The sequence below is a fragment of the Streptomyces sp. NPDC004561 genome (assembly GCF_053602155.1).
Window position 1 is genome coordinate 1 of sequence record NZ_JBSGDB010000186.1, and the last position, 16393, is coordinate 16393.

Sequence of the window (16393 nt, forward strand, 5' to 3'; positions counted from 1 at the left end):
GTCGCGCCGGCCGCGCCGGGACCACCCGGACGGGCGCCCGACGCGCCGGAGGGGGCGGAGGGGGCGGGGGAACCGCCGGGAATCCCGGCCCCGTTCGTGCCGCCGCCGCCCGCCGGGCCCTTGCCGGCGGAGGACTTGCGGGGCGCGAACCAGTCGCTGGCCTTCTCCTCGGCCTGGGCCGGGGGTTCGGCGGGGGCCTGGGCGGCGCCGGCGGGGGCCGGGGCGGCCGGAGGCCGCGGGTCGGCCTTGGGCGCCTCGTCCGCGGTGTTCCCGGACTCCGCGACGGGCTTGCGCACGACGACCGGCGGGATGGGCCGCGATCCGGGGATGTTGATCCGGATCCGGGTCGTCAGCGTGGTCTCGGTCTTGCGTTCCTCCGGCTGCTTGGCCGAACGGCCCGCGTCCGTAGCGTCGTCGGAAGCCATGGGGGTCCCGTACGGCGGCGTGCCGGACGGGTATGCGGCTCCGCCGCGCCCGTTGGGCCCGGAGGACGGAGTGTCAGTTTCACGACTCAAGGCAGGTTCTCCCAGTTGGCTCCGCCGCCCTTGCGACCTTACTGCTCTGGGGGTCCCCCCAACTCGAGCGAGGTCGAGAGCGGGGGGAGGCTCGGCGGCGCGCACCACCATACTGGCCACCTCTGGCGCGTATCCCATGACCGCCGAGGAAACCCACACCGGACTCGCACGTGCGCGGCACGGCGAAAGTGGTACGTCACTTGCCAAGTCGGGCGGAGCCGTCGCCGGGATGCCGCCCCACACCGAGGGTGGCGCAGATCACAGCCAGGGCCATGCCGCCGAGCAGGAAGAGATAGGAACCGCCTCCGGCACCGAAGAGGAAGTCCCCTTCGGGGCGTGCGGTGGTGAGCAGGATGACGGTGACGATCCAGGCGGCCGCCGGCGCCACCGCCCCGCCCCGGCTCCGGGTGGCGTACGACCCGCCGAGGAACAGCCCGGCCGCGCCCGCGAGCGCGAGCAGCAGCCCACCGGGGAACCAGGCGGCCTGCACCAGCGTCCCGGCGAGGGCGACGACCCCGCCGAGCACGAACAGGACGAGGTACGCCACGACGCGTCCGGCGGACGGCGGCCGCAGCGGCTCGGCGAGCATCGAGCCCTGTCCACCGTTGCTCACGACGCCTCCTCGGGGCCGACACCGGCGAACAGGTCGGTCTCGCCGGGCTGTCCCGCGCCCCGCACCAACTCGTAGTACTCGGTGGTGAACAGCGGCTGGGCCAGTTCGTTGGACAGGGCGAAGTACGGCTCGGCCACCTCGATCTGGGTGACGTGGGCCCGCATCGCGGCGGCCTTGGCGGCCGCGTACGCGGTGCCGTCGACGGTGGTGGTGATCCGCTCGTCGTCCACCACGCCCGGTACGTCGTCCACCACCGCGCTCTTGTCGAACGGCAGTACGGAAAGCTCGTCCTGGAGGCGCGCGAAGGCCGCCTCCGCGACGGAGCGCGGGACGCGGTTCCAGTACACCTTGTCGACGTGGTGGCCCCGCTCGGCCGCGATGTCCACGGCGCGCATGGCGACGCGATGGGCCTGGACGTGGTCCGGATGCCCGTATCCGCCGTCGTCGTCGTAGGTGACGAGGACCTGGGGGCGGGTTTCGAGGATCACCTCGACGAGCCGGCCCGCGGCCTTGTCGATGTCGGCCTGCCAGAAGCACCCGGGGTCGTCGTTGTCCGCGGTGCCCATCATCCCGGAGTCGCCGTAGCGGCCCGCGCCGCCGAGCAGCCGGGCGTCCGTCACCCCCAGCTCGCGCACGGCGGCGGCCAGCTCGCCGCGCCGGTGCGCGCCCAGCGCGGGTCCCGTCAGGTGCCGCAGCTCCGGCGGGATGACCTCGCCCCGCTCCCCGAGGGTGCAGGTGACCAGGGTCACGAGGGCACCCTCGGCCACGTACCTGGCCATGGTCGCGCCGTTGTTGATCGACTCGTCGTCCGGGTGCGCGTGCACCAGCAGCAGACGCCGATCAGGCAGTTCCGTCATGGGACCACCCTACGAGGCGGCCACCCGGGACACGAACGACGACCGCGCGGTGTCCGCCCGGACCGCCGGCACCGCCTGGACGGCGTCAGAACTTGATGCTGCCGATCATGCTGGCGACGTTCGTCGTCAGCTGGCTGATCGTCGGGGCCACGGTCGAGGAGGCGAGATAGAAGCCGAGCAGCATGCAGATGAGCGCATGACCGCCCTTGAGTCCGGACTTCTTGATCAACAAGAAGACGACGATCGCCAGCAGCACCACCGCCGAAATCGAGAGTGCCACGGCGGCTCACCTCCAAAGATCCCAGGGACGCGGCTGTTCCAGATCGATTGAGCAAATCCATGCAGACGCCAGCAGGTTCATACCCACACAGCGGTAGTGATCATAACTATCCGTACTCGCGCATCGCTCGGCGCACGGCCGCACAAGGGGGCGCATGGCCAATATGGTCGGGGTATGACGACCGAGGCTGACTCCTTCCCCCGTCGGCACGCCCGGACCCAGCGGTTCACGCTCGGCGCGCCGCGTGCGTTCACCGTGGCACCCGACGGTTCGCGTGTCGCTTTCCTGCGCTCCGGTTCGGGCACGGACCGGGCCAACTCCCTGTGGGTGCTGGATCTGCCGGAGGGCGCCGAGCGCCTCGCGGCCGATCCGGGCGCCCTCCTCCAGGGCGCCTCCGAACAGCTCCCGCCCGAGGAGCGGGCGCGCCGTGAGCGCAGCCGGGAGGGCGGGGCCGGCATCGTCGGCTACGCCACCGACGGCGCCGTGGAGTTGGCGTCTTTCGCCTTGTCAGGGCGGCTTTTCACGGCCGAGCTGCGGGCCGGCACGGCACGCGAACTCCCCGTCCCCGGGCCGGTGATCGACCCGCGTCCGTCCCCCGACGGGCGGCACGTCGCCTATGTCGCCGAGGGTGCGCTGCGCGTGGTGGGCGCGGAGGGCGAGGGCGACCGGGCCCTCGCGGAACCCGAGGCGGAGGGCGTCGGCTACGGGCTCGCGGAGTTCATCGCGGCCGAGGAGATGGGGCGTTCGCGGGGCTTCTGGTGGGCGCCGGGGTCGGACCGGCTGCTCGTGGCGCGCGTGGACGACACGCCGGTGGCGCGGTGGTGGATCGCCGACCCGGCCCACCCGGAGCGTGAGCCGGGTAACGTCGGATACCCGGCGGCGGGCACGGCGAACGCGGACGTACAGCTGTTCGTGCTGGGCCTCGACGGGGAGCGCACGGAGGTGCTGTGGGACCGGTCGCGCTACCCCTATCTGGCGCGTGTGCACTGGTCACAGGCGGGTGCGCCACTGCTTCTGGTGCAGGCGCGGGACCAGCGCAGCCAGCTGTTCCTGGCGGTCGACCCGGACACCGGGGCCACCCGGATGGTGCACGCCGATGAAGATCCAACTTGGCTGGAACTTTTCGCTGGAGTCCCCTGCTGGAACCCCTCGGGGCAGCTTGTCCGCATCGCGGACGAGGGCGGGGCACGCGTCCTGACGGTCGGCGAACGGCCTTTGACCAGGGGCCAGTTGCACATTCGTGCGGTACTGGACGTGGGTGCGGACGACGTGCTGGTTTCCGCCTCCGCCGGAGCGGACGCGGAGCTGCCGGAAACGGGCGAGATCCATGTGTACCGGGTGAACGAACTGGGCGTGGAGCGGGTGTCCCAGGAGCCCGGTGTGCACTCGGCGGTGCGCGCCGGGGGCGTGACGGTGCTCCTGTCCGCGACGCTGGACAGGCCGGGCAGTCATGTCCAGGTGCTGAGTGACGGAAAACCGACGGCCACTGTCCGCTCGTACGCCGAAGATCCCGGTATGTCCCCCCGCGTGACGCTCACCGAGGGGGGCGCACGCCGAATTCCGTGCGCCGTGCTTATGCCACGGGACTACCACGGCGACACTCCGCTGCCGGTGCTCCTGGACCCCTACGGCGGCCCGCACGGCCAGCGGGTGGTCGCCGCGCACAACGCCCACCTCACCTCCCAGTGGTTCGCCGACCAGGGCTTCGCGGTCATCGTCGCCGACGGGCGCGGCACCCCGGGGCGCTCGCCCGCCTGGGAGAAGGCGATCCACGAGGACCTGGCGGCGGTCGTGCTCCAGGACCAGGTCGACGCGCTGCACGCCCTCGCCGGCAGGTTCCCGCTGGACCTGGGCCGGGTGGCGATCCGGGGCTGGTCCTTCGGCGGCTACCTGGCGGCGCTGGCGGCCCTGCGCCGCCCGGACGTCTTCCACGCGGCGGTGGTCGGCGCGCCCGTCACCGACCTGCGGCTGTACGACACCCACTACCAGGAGCGCTACCTCGGCGATCCGGGCCGGCAGCCGGAGGTCTACCGGCGCAACTCGGTGATCGGCGACGCCGGTCTCGTCGACCCGGCCGAGCCGCACCGCCCGATGATGATCATCCATGGGCTGGCGGACGACAACGTCGTCGTCGCCCACTCCCTGCGGCTGTCCTCCGCCCTGCTGGCCGCGGGCCGCCCGCACGAGGTGCTGCCGCTGTCCGGGGTGACGCACATGACCCCGCAGGAGGCCGTCGCCGAGAACCTGCTGCGGCTGCAGCTCGACTTCCTGCGGCGGTCGCTGCCATAACCCCGCAAACACCCGCCAATCGCGTTAACACACGGGCAACTTCGCGGAAGCGGTACCGATATACGGACGCGGGAGGCTGAACGGCGTACGGCCGTGCGGGTGCCGTGAGCGGGCCGGGATGCGCCATGTCATCCCGGCCCGTTGCCGTTCTCCCGCACCTCCTCCCGCGGCGACGGCCCCGGCCCGTCGCGCCCGAGCAGCACGGCCTCCTCGGCGAAGTGGCAGGCCGAGTCGTGGGCGGCGGGACCGGCCGTGTCCCGGAAGACAGCGGGGACCGCGAGCTCCGGCACCTCCACGACGCACCGCTCGCGCGCCTTCCAGCAGCGGGTGCGGAAGCGGCAGCCGGAGGGGATGTCCGTCGGGGACGGCACATCGCCGGCGAGGATGATCCGCCCGCGGCGTTCGCGGGCCTCCGGATCCGGGACCGGCACCGCCGACAGCAGCGCCTGGGTATAGGGGTGCGTCGGGTGTTCGTAGATCTCGGTCTCCCGGCCGATCTCCACGATCCGGCCCAGGTACATCACCCCGACCCGGTCCGAGATGTGCCGGACGATCGACAGGTCGTGGGCGATGAACACATAGGAGAGGTCGAACTCCGCCTGGAGCCGGTCCAGGAGGTTGATCACCTGGGCCTGGACCGAGACGTCCAGGGCGGACACAGGCTCGTCGGCGACGATGATCTCCGGGCGCAGCGCCAGTCCCCGCGCGATGCCGATGCGCTGGCGCTGGCCGCCGGAGAACTGGTGCGGATAGCGGTTGACGTACTCCGGGTCGAGGCCGACCACGTCCAGCAGCTCCTGCACCCGGCGGCGCCGGTCGCCCTTCGGGGCCGCCTCGGGGTGGATCTCGTACGGCTCCCCCACGATGTCGCCCACCGTCATCCGGGGGTTGAGGGAGGTGTACGGGTCCTGGAACACCATCTGGATGTTGCGGCGCACGGCCTTCAGCGCACGGCCCGACAGCCTGGTGATGTCCTCGCCCTTGAACCTGATGGAGCCCGCCGTCGGCTGCTCCAGGCTGCACAGCAGCTTGGCGACGGTCGACTTGCCGCAGCCCGACTCGCCGACGATGCCCAGGGTCTCGCCCCGGTCCAGGGTGAAGTCGACGCCGTCGACCGCCTTCACCGCGCCGATCTGCTTCTTGAAGAGGATGCCCCGCGTCAGCGGGTAGTGCTTGACGAGGCCGCTGACCTCCAGGATCGGCTCAGTGGTCGCTGCCATGCAGGCACTCCCTCCAGAAGTGGCAGGCGCTGCCGCGCTCTTCGGACACCTCGTACAGCGGGGGTTCGTCCGTACGGCAGACGTCCTGGGCGATCGGGCAGCGCGGGTGGAAGGAGCAGCCCGGGGGGATGTGCGTCAGGTTCGGCGGGAGGCCCTTGATGGCGTACAGCTCCTGGCCCTTCTGGTCCAGGCGCGGGATGGAGTCCAGCAGACCGCGGGTGTAGGGGTGGGCGGGCGCCTTGTAGATGTCGTGGACGGGGGCGGACTCCACGATCTTCCCCGCGTACATCACGGTGATGCGGTCGGCCACGTCCGCCACGACCCCCAGGTCGTGGGTGATGAGGATGAGCCCCATGCGGTACTCGCGCTGCAACTCCGCGAGCAGGTCCATGACCTGGGCCTGCACGGTGACGTCCAGGGCGGTGGTGGGCTCGTCCGCGATGACGAGCGCCGGCTCCAGGGCCAGCGCCATGGCGATCATGATGCGCTGGCGCATACCGCCGGAGAACTGGTGGGGATAGTCCCGCACCCGCTGCGCGGCGGCCGGGATGCGCACCCGCTCCATCAGCTCGACGGCCCTGGCGCGCGCGTCCTTCTTCGACATCCCCCGGTGGACGACGAACATCTCCCCGAGCTGGTCCCCCACCGGGATCACCGGGTTGAGCGCCGACAGCGCGTCCTGGAAGATCATCGCCATGCCGGCGCCCCGGACCCTGCGCCGCTCCTCCTCCTTCGCCTTCAGCAGGTCCCTGCCCTGGAAGAGGATCTCCCCGCCGGTGATCCTGCCGGGCGGCGTGTCGAGGATCCCCATCACCGCCTGCGCGGTCACCGACTTCCCCGACCCCGACTCCCCGAGCACCGCGAGGGTCTCGCCCGCGTCGACGGCGAACGACACCCCGTTGACCGCGTGCGCGACCCCGTCGCGCGTCCGGAACTCCACCCGCAGATCCCGCACTTCGAGCAGCATGCCGGCCTCACCTCAGCTTCGGGTCGAGGGCGTCGCGGACCGCGTCGCCGAGCATGATGAAGGCCAGCACCGTGACGGCGAGGGCGCCCGAGGGCCAGAGCAGGGCGTGCGGGGCGTTGCGGATGTAGGGGGAGGCGGCGGAGATGTCGATGCCCCAGGAGACGCTGGGCGGTTTGAGGCCGACGCCCAGGTAGGACAGGGTCGCCTCCAGGGCGATGTAGGTGCCGAGCGCGATGGTCGCCACGACGATGACCGGGGCCACCGCGTTCGGGGCGATGTGCCGCAGCAGGATGCGGGAGTCGGAGGCGCCGAGGGCGCGGGCCGCCTGGACGTAGTCGTTCTGCTGGGCAGTGATGACCGAGCCGCGCGCGATGCGGGAGATCTGCGGCCAGCCGAGCAGCACCATGAACCCGATGACCGGCCAGACCGTATTGCTGGTCACCACGGAGAGCAGGACGAGACCGCCGAGGACGACGGGGATGGCGAAGAAGATGTCGGTGACGCGCGACAGGAGCGAGTCCCATGTCCGGCCGTAGTAGCCGGCCAGACCGCCCAGGACCGACCCGAGGAGGGCGACGCCGAGCGTGGCGCACACGCCGACCGTGACGGACGTACGGGCGCCGTAGACGGTGCGCGTGTAGACGTTGCAGCCCTGCCCGTCGTATCCGAAGGGGGCGCCCGGTCCGGCGCCGTCCTGGGCCTTGGACAGCTCGCACGTCAGGGGGCTGCCGGGGGCGATCGCCGAGGGCCACAGGGAGATGAAGACCAGGAAGAGGATGACCAGGGCGGAGACGATGAAGACCGGGTTGCGGCGCAGGTCCCGCCAGGCGTCGGACCACAGGGAGCGGGGCTTGCCGGCCGGGCCCGCGCCCTCCGGTCCGCCCGGGCCCCGCTCCAGGGTCGCCGCCTCGCTCGCTCCGAGGTCCATGGCGCCGCCCATGCCGGTGCCGGCGATCGCACCCTCGCGTTCGTGCTGTTCAGGCATAGCGGATCCTCGGGTCGAGTACGGCGTACAGGAGGTCGACGAGGAGGTTGGCGACGAGGAAGACCAGCACGAGGACGGTCACGAAGCCGACGACCGTCTGGGTGTTCTGCCGCAGGATGCCCTGGTAGAGCTGGTAGCCGACGCCGTGGATGTTGAAGATCCGCTCGGTGACGATCGCGCCGCCCATCAGCGCGCCGATGTCGGTGCCGATGAAGGTGATCACGGGGATCAGCGAGTTGCGCAGCAGATGCCGGGTGACGACCCGGTGCCGGGGCAGGCCCTTGGCGATCGCGGTGCGGACGTAGTCGGACCGTTTGTTCTCCGCGATGGAGGTACGGGTGAGCCGGGTGACGTAGGCGAGCGAGACCGAGGCGAGGACCAGCCCGGGCACGATCAGCTCGCCGAACGTGGCGGCCGGGGACACGGACGGTTTGATCCAGCCCCACTGGACACCGAGCAGCAGCTGGAGCAGCAGACCGGTGACGAAGGTGGGGACGGAGATGACGACCAGGGTGGCGAGCAGCACGCCGGTGTCGACGGGCCGGCCGCGCCTGAGGCCGGTGACGACGCCGAACGTGATGCCGATGACGATCTCGAAGAGGATGGCCACGACGGTGAGCCGGATGGTGACGGGGAACGCCGTCGACATCAGCTCGGTGACCGGCTGGCCGTTGAACGCCGTGCCGAAGTCCCCGGTGAAGACGTTCCCCATGTAGGTGAGGTACTGCTGCCAGAGCGGCCGGTCGAGGCCGAACTCCCGCTTGAGCTGGGCCGCGGTCGCCGGGTCGCACGCCCGCTCGCCGCACAGGCCCGCGATGGGATCGCCCATCACGTTCACCATGAGGAAGATGAGCAGGGTGGCCCCGATGAACACCGGGATCATCTGGAGCAGTCGCCGGACGACGTAGCGCCCCATGACGGCTCAGCCGACCTTGATCTCGTTGTAGACCGGGACGCTGAACGGATCGAGCGCCACGTGGGACAGCCGCTCGGAGTAGCCGGCGCTGCCGTTCTGGTACCAGAGCGGGATGGCGGCCATGTTGTCGCGGACCACCCCCTCGGCCCGCTGGAAGAGCCTGATGGACCTGATCGTGTCGGTCTCGGCGTTGGCCTGGTCGACGAGCCGGTCGAAGTCCTTGTTGGACCACTTGCCGTCGTTGGAGGAGGCGTTGGTGTAGTAGAGCGGCTGGAGGAAGTCCTGGATGAGCGGGTAGTCCATCTGCCAGCCCGCGCGGAACGGACCGCCCATCCGGTGCTGCCCGATCTGGTTGCGGAAGTCGGCGAAGGTGCCGACCGGGTTCCCGACACACGCCTTGTCGTTGCCGAGCGTGTTGTTGATGGAGTTGCACACCGCGTCGATCCACTCCTTGTGCGAGCCCGTGTCGGCGTTGTAGGTGATCTTGAGTTGGCCGCCGGGGATCCCGCCGCCCTGCTGGATCAGCTTCTTGGCCTCGGCCGGGTCGTACTCGCAGGCCTTGCCGCACAGGCCCGCCTGGTAGCCGCCGGCCTGACCGAGGACCGGCGAGGTCCAGTCGGTGGCCGGGGTGCGGGTCCGCAGGAAGATCATGCTTGTGATCTGGTCCCGGTTGATCGCCATGGACAGTCCCGTGCGGACCTTCTCCGTGCCCGGTCTGCTCCAGGCGGGGTCGTAGTACGGGAAGGCGAGGGTCTGGATGATGCCGGCCGGGGCGTTGATGTAACGGCCGTGCAGGTCGGACTTGATGAACTTCAGCTGCGGGGCGGGGACGTCGTCGACGAGGTCGAGGTTGCCGGCCAGCAGATCCGTGTAGGCGGTGTTGCTGTCGGTGTAGACCCTCAGGTCCACCCCGTTGTTGCGCGCCTTGTCCGGGCCCGGGTACCCGTCCCACTTCCGGAGCGCCATCATGAAGCCCCTGGTGTAGGAGTCGATCAGGTAGGGGCCGTTGCCGACCGGCTTCTTCAGCCAGGCCGCGTGGTTCTCGAAGAAGGCCCGGGGCAGTGGGGCGAAGGCCGCATATCCGAGCGTGTCCGGGAATGTCGAGAACTTCTGGTTGAGCCTGACCGTGAAGGTGCGGGTGCCGGTCACCCTGAGCCCGGAGAGGGTGTCGGCGGTCTGGGCGCCGGTCTCCGGGTGGACCTTGTCGTACCCGTCGATGTAGCCGAAGAAGTACGCGTTCTTCTGGTTGTTCCTCAGGCTGGCGCCGTAGTTCCAGGCGTCGACGAAGGACCGGGCCGTCACGGGCTCCCCGTCGCTGAACCTCCAGCCGCTCCTGACGGTGATGGCGAAGTTCTTCGAGTCCGTGGTCTCGATCCGCTCCGCGAGCATGTTCTCGGCCGCCCCGGTTCTCGGGTTGTAGTGCTTCAGCCCCCGGAAGACCATGTCGAGGACCTTGCCGCCCTGGACCTCGTTGGTGTTGGCGGGCTCCAGCGGGTTCTGCGGATCGCCCCAGGAGGCGCTGAGCACTCCGGGCCCGCTGCTGCCGCCCGCACCCCCGCCGCAGCCGGCCGTCAGGAGGGCTGCGGCGGCCGCGCACGACGCCCATCGGACGTGCGCGCCTCCACGCATGGGATGCCTCCTCCGCGATCACCGAATCATTACCGGCCAATATCGACCTATACGAGACATACCGCATGCACGCCGCCCGATTGGGGGCCCTTTGGAGGGACACGTCATCCGAATGCAGGCACCCGGCGGGACGGCCACGGACGATCTTGGTCCCGGAGCGCAATGGATCACCGCGCAACGTTGCCGAAACGTTGGATTGGGACGTCCCGATGTACGCATTTCGACACTCGACCGTCCGTATATCGAACTTCTTGCCCGATTCGTCCAGTTGGTCCGATGTGAAGCACGGATTGATTACGGCGCGCTACCCGCGTAGCTACAGAATGATCAAGTCCGAGTAAAGAATGTAAAGAGAAACCCAAGTCGGTCGAGAATTTATTGACCTTGAATGAATTGCGTTGAAAAAGTCCGGCGTAGCCCGTAGGGGAGCGCCCTGCGGAGTCATCAGACCCTCCCTTGGGCCAGGAGCACCATGACCCCCCCAACTCCATCCGCGGCTGCCCCGCTCGAGGTGACCGACGAAGCCGTGGCGAAGTCGAGCACTTCCGGCGGCCCGCAGGGCGGCGAGAGCCGTTCTCCGGGACGGCTTGCCTGGAAGCGCTTCAAGCGCGACAAGACGGGCGTCATATCCGCCTATGTCGTGATCTTCTTCTTCGTGATCGCGATCGCTGCGCCGCTGATAGCGAAGCTGTACGGCAAGGACCCGTACACGACCTACGCGAGCCAGGACCCGAGCCTGCTGGACGCCTTCGCGTACCCGGCGGGCCCGAACGGCGGCATGAGCTCGCAGTTCTGGTTCGGCATCGAGCCGCAGCTCGGCCGGGACGTCTTCACCTTCCTGCTGTACGGCATCCGGACCTCGCTGGGCATCGCCACGGCCGCCACTCTGCTCACGACCGTCCTCGGTGTCGTGATCGGTGTCACGGCCGGTTACCTGGGCGGCAAGACGGACTACCTCGTCGGCCGGGTCATCGACATCGTGCTGTCGTTCCCGTCCACGCTGTTCATGATCGCGTTCCTGCCGGTCGTCTACGGGCTCTTCGTCGCCGCCAGCGACAACATCCCGACCTCGCTGATCGCCTTCTCACTGATCATCGTTCTGTCCGCCTTCGGCTGGGCGAGCATCGCCCGACTGCTGCGCGGTCAGGTGCTCGCCCTGCGCGAACGCGAGTTCGTCGAAGCCGCCAAGGTCACGGGCGCGTCTCCGATGCGCATCGTGTTCAAGGAGCTGCTGCCGAACCTCTGGACGCCGATCCTCATCCAGTCCACGCTCATGCTGCCGACGTATGTGACAGCGGAGGCGGGTCTGGCCTTCCTCGGAGTCGGCATCACGGACCCCACGCCGGACTGGGGCGTCATGATCCAGCGCGGCGCCCAGTTCTACACCGAGGACTTCACCTTCATGCTCTTCCCGGGCCTGTCCATGGTGATCTTCGTCCTCGCCTTCAATCTGCTCGGCGACTCCGTGCGCGACGCGCTCGACCCCAAGTCCAAGCGCTAGCAGCCACGCTCCACCCGGCCCGGTTCTATGACGTCCGGCTGGTCCCGACCATCCGATTTGACCCCTATAGGCAGGCTCAGCATGTCCTTTTCCCGCAGAAACTTCCTGATCGCCACCGGTGTGGCCGCAGCCTCCACGACGGTGCTGAGCGCCTGCAGCAGCGGTAGCAAGAGCTCGGGCAGCGACAACATCCCGTCGGTCAGCAAGGCCAAGACCATGGACATCCCGGTCGGCACCAAGGCCGACTCGACGGGCCCGGCCCCCGAGGTTCCGGGCGCGGTCAAGGGCGGGACGATCTACGGTCTCGACCAGTTCGACATGGACCACATGGACCCGGCGCAGGTCTACGTCTCGACCGAGGGCGCCATCACCCGCCCGATCCTGCGCGGTCTGACCGGCTACAAGATCGACGAGAAGGGCGGCTGCACCCTCGTCGGCGACGTCGCCACCGACGCCGGCACCATGAAGAACGGCGGCAAGACCTGGTCGTTCACGATCAAGGACGGCATCAAGTGGGAGGACGGCTCCGACCTCTCCATGGACGACGTCCGCCACACCTTCGAGCGCCTCTTCGCCGCGTTCGTCACCGAGGGTCCGCGCTACGTCCAGCAGTGGCTGGTCGGCGGCGACAAGTACAAGGGCCCCTACGACGGCAAGCACATCGACTCGCTCGAGGTCTCCGGCAAGACGATCACCTTCCACCTCACCGAGCCGCGCACCGACTTCAACTTCACGCTCGCCATGCCCGGCTACGGCTTCGTGAACAAGAAGCAGGACACCAAGGAGAAGTACGACAAGCGTCCGTTCGCGCTCGGCCCCTACAAGATCGGTGACCGCCAGATCGGCAAGTCGCTGACCTACGTGCGCAACGAGCACTGGGACGCCTCGACGGACTCGATCCGCAACGCCTACCCGGACAAGTACGTCTTCCAGTTCGGCTTCGAGCTGGTCGCCTCCACCGACCGCTACATCGCGGACAAGGGCAACGACCAGTACACGATGTCGATCTTCAACGAGGTCGCGCCCGAGCGCATCGCGCAGGTCATGACCAACGCCACCCTCAAGAAGCGCGTCCTCACCCAGGTCGACACGGTCACCTACTACTGGCCGATCAACATGACCCGCATCAAGGACGTCAAGGTCCGCCAGGCCATCAACTGGGCGTGGCCGCACCAGCAGCTGCAGACGATCCGCGGTGGCGCGGCCACCAGCGAGCTGGCCACGACCGTGCTCAGCCCGGTCACCCCCGGCTACGAGAAGTTCGACCTCTACGGCACGGACAAGAAGCCCGGTGGCGACCCGGTCAAGGCCAAGGCCCTCCTGAAGGAGGCCGGCAAGATCGGCCAGAAGCTGGTCATCGCCTACCAGCAGTCCGACACCGCCGTGAAGTCGGCCGTGGCGATCAAGAACGCGCTGGAGGCCGCCGGCTTCCAGGTCGTCAACAAGCAGGTCGACAAGTCGACCTTCTACACCCAGATCGGCAAGATCGACAACGGCTACGACCTGTTCGCGGCCGGCTGGAGCCCGGACTGGCCGAACGGCTACTCGGTCTTCTACCCCTGCTGGAGCGGCAAGAACATCGGTGACGGCCGCAGCAACTACGCGCAGCTGAACGACCCGAGCGTGAACAAGGCGATCGACGCGGCCGCCAAGATCGCGGACCCGCAGGCGGCCAACAAGGCCTGGGGCAACGTCGACCGCATGATCATGGAGCTGGCGGCGGTCGTCCCGGACTACCACTCCATCCGTAACTGGATGCACGGCTCCAAGGTCGGCAACGTCGTCTACGACGCCGGCAACACCTGCGTGGCGCTCACCAAGCTCTACGCGATGAAGTAGCCGCTCGAACCCTGGGGGCGGCCACGACCTGGCCGCCCCCTCCGGCCCACCCCCCTATCCCGGCGACGGCGCCCCGTCCGGAAAGTCACGCCCCATGCTCCGCTTCCTTGTCCGCCGAGTCCTCGGCGCGATGGTCATCTTGTTGATCATCAGTGCCGTCACCTTCTGGCTCTTCTACGCCATCCCGCGTGACCCCGCCATGATGTCGTGCGGCAAGAACTGCACGCCCGACATGCTCCAGCAGGTCCGGCACAACCTGGGCATCGACCACCCGATACCCGTCCAGTACTGGTACTGGCTGAAGGGCCTCTTCGTCGGACGGAGCTACGGCGACTTCGGCAACTGCAGCGCGCCCTGCCTCGGTTACTCGTTCGCCAACCGCGAGCCCGTCCTGGGCACGATCCTGGACCGGCTGCCGCTGACCCTCTCGCTCGCCTTCGGCTCCGCCGCCGTCTTCCTCGTCCTCGGTGTCGGCTCGGGCATGCTCGCCGCCGTCAAGCAGGGCAAGTGGCAGGACAAGGTGGCCAGCTCGGCGTCGCTGATCGGCTCCTCCCTCCAGATCTACTTCGTCGGGTACATCGCGATGTACTTCTTCGTCGCGAAGCTGGGCATCCTCGACAACCCGTCGTACACGCCCATCACCCAGAACCCGGCGGACTGGGCGACCGGCCTGCTGCTGCCCTGGCTGGTGCTGGCCCTGATCTGGACCGCCAACTACACCCGTATGACGCGCTCCCAGCTGGTGGAGACGCTCAGCGAGGACTTCGTCCGCACGGCTCGCGCCAAGGGCCTGTCCCGCAGCAACGTCTTCTTCCGGTTCGCCTGGCGCGGTGCGATGGGTCCGATCGTCACCATCTTCGGCATCGACCTGGCCACCCTCATCGGTGGCGCGATGATCACCGAGTACACCTTCAGCCTCCAGGGCGTCGGCCGCCTCGCCGTCGACTCGGTCGCCAAGAGCGACCTGCCCATGCTGCTGGGTGTCACCCTGCTGTCCGCCGGCGCGATCGTCGTGTTCAACATCGTCGTCGACGCCGTCTACGCCTCCATCGACCCGCGGATCCGGCTCGCCTGACCTCCGCCCCATTCCCGACCCCTCGCATCACCCCCCTCAGGAGCGTCCCCGTGACGAGCACCGATCAGCAGCCGTTCCTCTCGATCAAGGACCTAAGGGTCCACTTCTCCACCGAGGACGGCGTCGTCAAGGCCGTCGACGGTCTCAGCTTCGACCTGGCCAAGGGGCAGACTCTCGGCATCGTGGGCGAGTCGGGCTCCGGCAAGTCGGTCACCAACCTGACGATTCTCGGCCTGCACGACCGTGACCGTACGGCGATCGACGGGGAGATCCTCCTCGACGGCAAGGAGCTGCTCACCGCCTCCGAGCGGGAGCTGGAGCGGCTGCGCGGCAACAAGATGTCCATGATCTTCCAGGACGCGCTGGCCTCGCTGTCGCCGTACCACACGATCGGCACCCAGATCGGCGAGACCTACCGCAAGCACACGGGCTGCTCCAAGTCCGAGGCCCGCAAGCGCGCCATCGAGATGCTGCGCCGGGTCGGGATCCCCCAGCCGGACATGCGGGTCGACGACTACCCGCACCAGTTCTCCGGCGGTATGCGCCAGCGCGCGATGATCGCGATGGCGCTGGTCTGCGACCCCGAGCTGCTGATCGCGGACGAGCCGACCACGGCCCTCGACGTGACCGTGCAGGCGCAGATCATGGACCTGCTGAAGGACCTCCAGCAGGAGTTCGGCACCGCGATCATCTTCATCACCCACGACCTCGGTGTCATCGCCGACATCGCGGACGACGTGCTGGTGATGTACGGCGGCCGGTGCGTGGAGCGCGGCACCAAGGAGGAGGTGCTCCGCAACCCGGACCACCCCTACACGCTGGGCCTGCTGAACTCGATGCCGAGCCTGAACGGCCCGGTGGACATTCCGCTGACGCCGATCCCGGGTTCGCCGCCCTCGCTGCTCAACCCGCCGTCCGGCTGCCGCTTCCACCCGCGCTGTGCCTTCACCGAGAAGGTCGCGGGCGGGCTGTGCTCCGGCGAGCGGCCGCTGCTGGAGGTCGTCGAGGGCCGCGGCTCCGCCTGCCACCTCACCTCGGAGCAGAAGCAGGAACTCTTCGCCGACTTCGCCGCGACCCGGCACAACTGACGGACACCAGACGGGATTTCACGACCATGAGCAACACGAACCCCCTCCTGGACGTCTCCGGGCTGACGAAGCACTTCCCGATCAAGGGCGGCTTCCCGATCCGGCGGACCGTCGGTGCGGTGCAGGCCGTCGACGGGCTGGACTTCCAGGTCTCCGAGGGCGAGAGCCTCGGCCTCGTCGGTGAGTCGGGCTGTGGCAAGTCGACCACCGGCCGGCTGATCACCCGCCTGCTGGAGCCGACCGGCGGCACGATCAAGTACCGGGGCCAGGACATCACCCACGCGGGCCGCAGGGCGCTGGCGCCGATCCGCTCCGAGATCCAGATGATCTTCCAGGACCCGTACGCCTCGCTGAACCCGCGGCAGACGGTCGGCAAGATCATCTCCGGGCCGATGGAGATCAACGACGTCAACCCGCCCGGGGGCCGCGAGAAGCGGGTCCGGGAACTCCTGGAGATCGTCGGTCTCAACCCGGAGCACTTCAACCGCTTCCCGCACGAGTTCTCCGGCGGTCAGCGCCAGCGCATCGGCGTCGCCCGCGCGCTCGCGCTGGAGCCGAAGCTGATCGTCGCCGACGAGCCGGTCTCCGCCCTGGACGTCTCCATCCAGGCGCAGGTCGT

The 16393-nt window shown here is 69.0% G+C and carries 14 protein-coding genes and 1 pseudogene; 6 read left to right on the plus strand and 9 right to left on the minus strand.

The window, feature by feature from the left end; genetic code table 11:
* From ACWEN3_RS23580 to ACWEN3_RS23595, 4 genes and pseudogenes are all read right to left on the minus strand, one after another.
* Positions 1-515 (minus strand): annotated as a pseudogene (locus ACWEN3_RS23580) (hypothetical protein); the annotation flags it as partial.
* A 196-nt stretch (positions 516-711) separates the two neighbouring features.
* Positions 712-1104, minus strand: coding sequence for a DUF6113 family protein (locus tag ACWEN3_RS23585; protein WP_452974378.1), 393 nt, complete (start codon positions 1102-1104; stop codon positions 712-714).
* Between the two features lie 20 nt (positions 1105-1124).
* On the minus strand, positions 1125-1985 hold the full coding sequence (gene mshB / locus ACWEN3_RS23590; protein WP_452974344.1) for an N-acetyl-1-D-myo-inositol-2-amino-2-deoxy-alpha-D-glucopyranoside deacetylase: 861 nt from the start codon (positions 1983-1985) through the stop codon (positions 1125-1127).
* A gap of 85 nt (positions 1986-2070) precedes the next feature.
* Positions 2071-2265, minus strand: a complete 195-nt coding sequence (locus ACWEN3_RS23595) for a hypothetical protein (RefSeq protein WP_452974347.1) — start codon at positions 2263-2265, stop codon at positions 2071-2073.
* A 174-nt stretch (positions 2266-2439) separates the two neighbouring features.
* On the opposite strand from ACWEN3_RS23595, the gene ACWEN3_RS23600 reads away from it, so the two are divergent.
* Positions 2440-4554 (plus strand): prolyl oligopeptidase family serine peptidase, encoded by a 2115-nt coding sequence (locus ACWEN3_RS23600; protein WP_452974350.1) that lies wholly within the window; start codon positions 2440-2442, stop codon positions 4552-4554.
* A gap of 128 nt (positions 4555-4682) precedes the next feature.
* Here the strand turns inward: ACWEN3_RS23600 and ACWEN3_RS23605 are convergent, their stop codons facing one another.
* From ACWEN3_RS23605 to ACWEN3_RS23625, 5 genes are read right to left on the minus strand one after another with little or no spacing between them, the layout of a single operon-like run.
* Positions 4683-5774 carry an ABC transporter ATP-binding protein gene (locus ACWEN3_RS23605; RefSeq protein WP_452974352.1) on the minus strand — a complete coding sequence of 364 codons (1092 nt, stop codon included), beginning with the start codon at positions 5772-5774 and terminating at the stop codon, positions 4683-4685.
* On the minus strand, positions 5758-6741 hold the full coding sequence (locus ACWEN3_RS23610; protein WP_452974354.1) for an ABC transporter ATP-binding protein: 984 nt from the start codon (positions 6739-6741) through the stop codon (positions 5758-5760). Before ACWEN3_RS23610 ends, ACWEN3_RS23605 begins: the two co-directional genes overlap by 17 nt.
* A gap of 7 nt (positions 6742-6748) precedes the next feature.
* Complete coding sequence (locus ACWEN3_RS23615; RefSeq protein ID WP_452974357.1) at positions 6749-7726, minus strand: ABC transporter permease; 978 nt, start codon at positions 7724-7726, stop codon at positions 6749-6751.
* A complete protein-coding gene (locus ACWEN3_RS23620) occupies positions 7719-8642 on the minus strand; it encodes an ABC transporter permease (RefSeq protein WP_452974360.1) in 924 nt (307 codons plus the stop codon). Before ACWEN3_RS23620 ends, ACWEN3_RS23615 begins: the two co-directional genes overlap by 8 nt.
* Before the next feature lie 6 nt (positions 8643-8648).
* Positions 8649-10271: a peptide ABC transporter substrate-binding protein gene (locus ACWEN3_RS23625; protein WP_452974362.1), complete on the minus strand. Its 1623-nt coding sequence runs from the start codon at positions 10269-10271 to the stop codon at positions 8649-8651.
* 472 nt (positions 10272-10743) lie between these two features.
* Between ACWEN3_RS23625 and ACWEN3_RS23630 the strand changes: the two genes are divergently transcribed.
* The 5 genes from ACWEN3_RS23630 to ACWEN3_RS23650 all read left to right on the plus strand — a co-directional run.
* Positions 10744-11772 (plus strand): ABC transporter permease, encoded by a 1029-nt coding sequence (locus ACWEN3_RS23630; RefSeq protein WP_452974365.1) that lies wholly within the window; start codon positions 10744-10746, stop codon positions 11770-11772.
* An 81-nt stretch (positions 11773-11853) separates the two neighbouring features.
* Positions 11854-13611: an ABC transporter substrate-binding protein gene (locus tag ACWEN3_RS23635; RefSeq protein ID WP_452974367.1), complete on the plus strand. Its 1758-nt coding sequence runs from the start codon at positions 11854-11856 to the stop codon at positions 13609-13611.
* 94 nt (positions 13612-13705) lie between these two features.
* Positions 13706-14686 (plus strand): ABC transporter permease, encoded by a 981-nt coding sequence (locus ACWEN3_RS23640; RefSeq protein WP_452974369.1) that lies wholly within the window; start codon positions 13706-13708, stop codon positions 14684-14686.
* 50 nt (positions 14687-14736) lie between these two features.
* A complete protein-coding gene (locus ACWEN3_RS23645; protein WP_452974372.1) occupies positions 14737-15774 on the plus strand; it encodes an ABC transporter ATP-binding protein in 1038 nt (345 codons plus the stop codon).
* Between the two features lie 26 nt (positions 15775-15800).
* The coding region (locus ACWEN3_RS23650; protein ID WP_452974375.1) for an ATP-binding cassette domain-containing protein at positions 15801-16393 on the plus strand (593 nt) is incomplete at its 3' end.

Excerpts from the sequence above, each read along its gene's own strand:
- ACWEN3_RS23610 (WP_452974354.1), bottom strand. The coding sequence starts at position 6,741 with ATGCTGCTCGAAGTGCGGGATCTGCGGGTGGAGTTCCGGACGCGCGAC.
- ACWEN3_RS23620 (WP_452974360.1), bottom strand. The coding sequence starts at position 8,642 with ATGGGGCGCTACGTCGTCCGGCGACTGCTCCAGATGATCCCGGTGTTC.
- ACWEN3_RS23625 (WP_452974362.1), bottom strand. The coding sequence starts at position 10,271 with ATGCGTGGAGGCGCGCACGTCCGATGGGCGTCGTGCGCGGCCGCCGCA.
- ACWEN3_RS23585 (WP_452974378.1), bottom strand. The coding sequence starts at position 1,104 with ATGCTCGCCGAGCCGCTGCGGCCGCCGTCCGCCGGACGCGTCGTGGCG.
- ACWEN3_RS23630 (WP_452974365.1), top strand. The coding sequence starts at position 10,744 with ATGACCCCCCCAACTCCATCCGCGGCTGCCCCGCTCGAGGTGACCGAC.
- ACWEN3_RS23600 (WP_452974350.1), top strand. The coding sequence starts at position 2,440 with ATGACGACCGAGGCTGACTCCTTCCCCCGTCGGCACGCCCGGACCCAG.
- ACWEN3_RS23635 (WP_452974367.1), top strand. The coding sequence starts at position 11,854 with ATGTCCTTTTCCCGCAGAAACTTCCTGATCGCCACCGGTGTGGCCGCA.
- mshB (WP_452974344.1), bottom strand. The coding sequence starts at position 1,985 with ATGACGGAACTGCCTGATCGGCGTCTGCTGCTGGTGCACGCGCACCCG.
- ACWEN3_RS23640 (WP_452974369.1), top strand. The coding sequence starts at position 13,706 with ATGCTCCGCTTCCTTGTCCGCCGAGTCCTCGGCGCGATGGTCATCTTG.
- ACWEN3_RS23605 (WP_452974352.1), bottom strand. The coding sequence starts at position 5,774 with ATGGCAGCGACCACTGAGCCGATCCTGGAGGTCAGCGGCCTCGTCAAG.
- ACWEN3_RS23615 (WP_452974357.1), bottom strand. The coding sequence starts at position 7,726 with ATGCCTGAACAGCACGAACGCGAGGGTGCGATCGCCGGCACCGGCATG.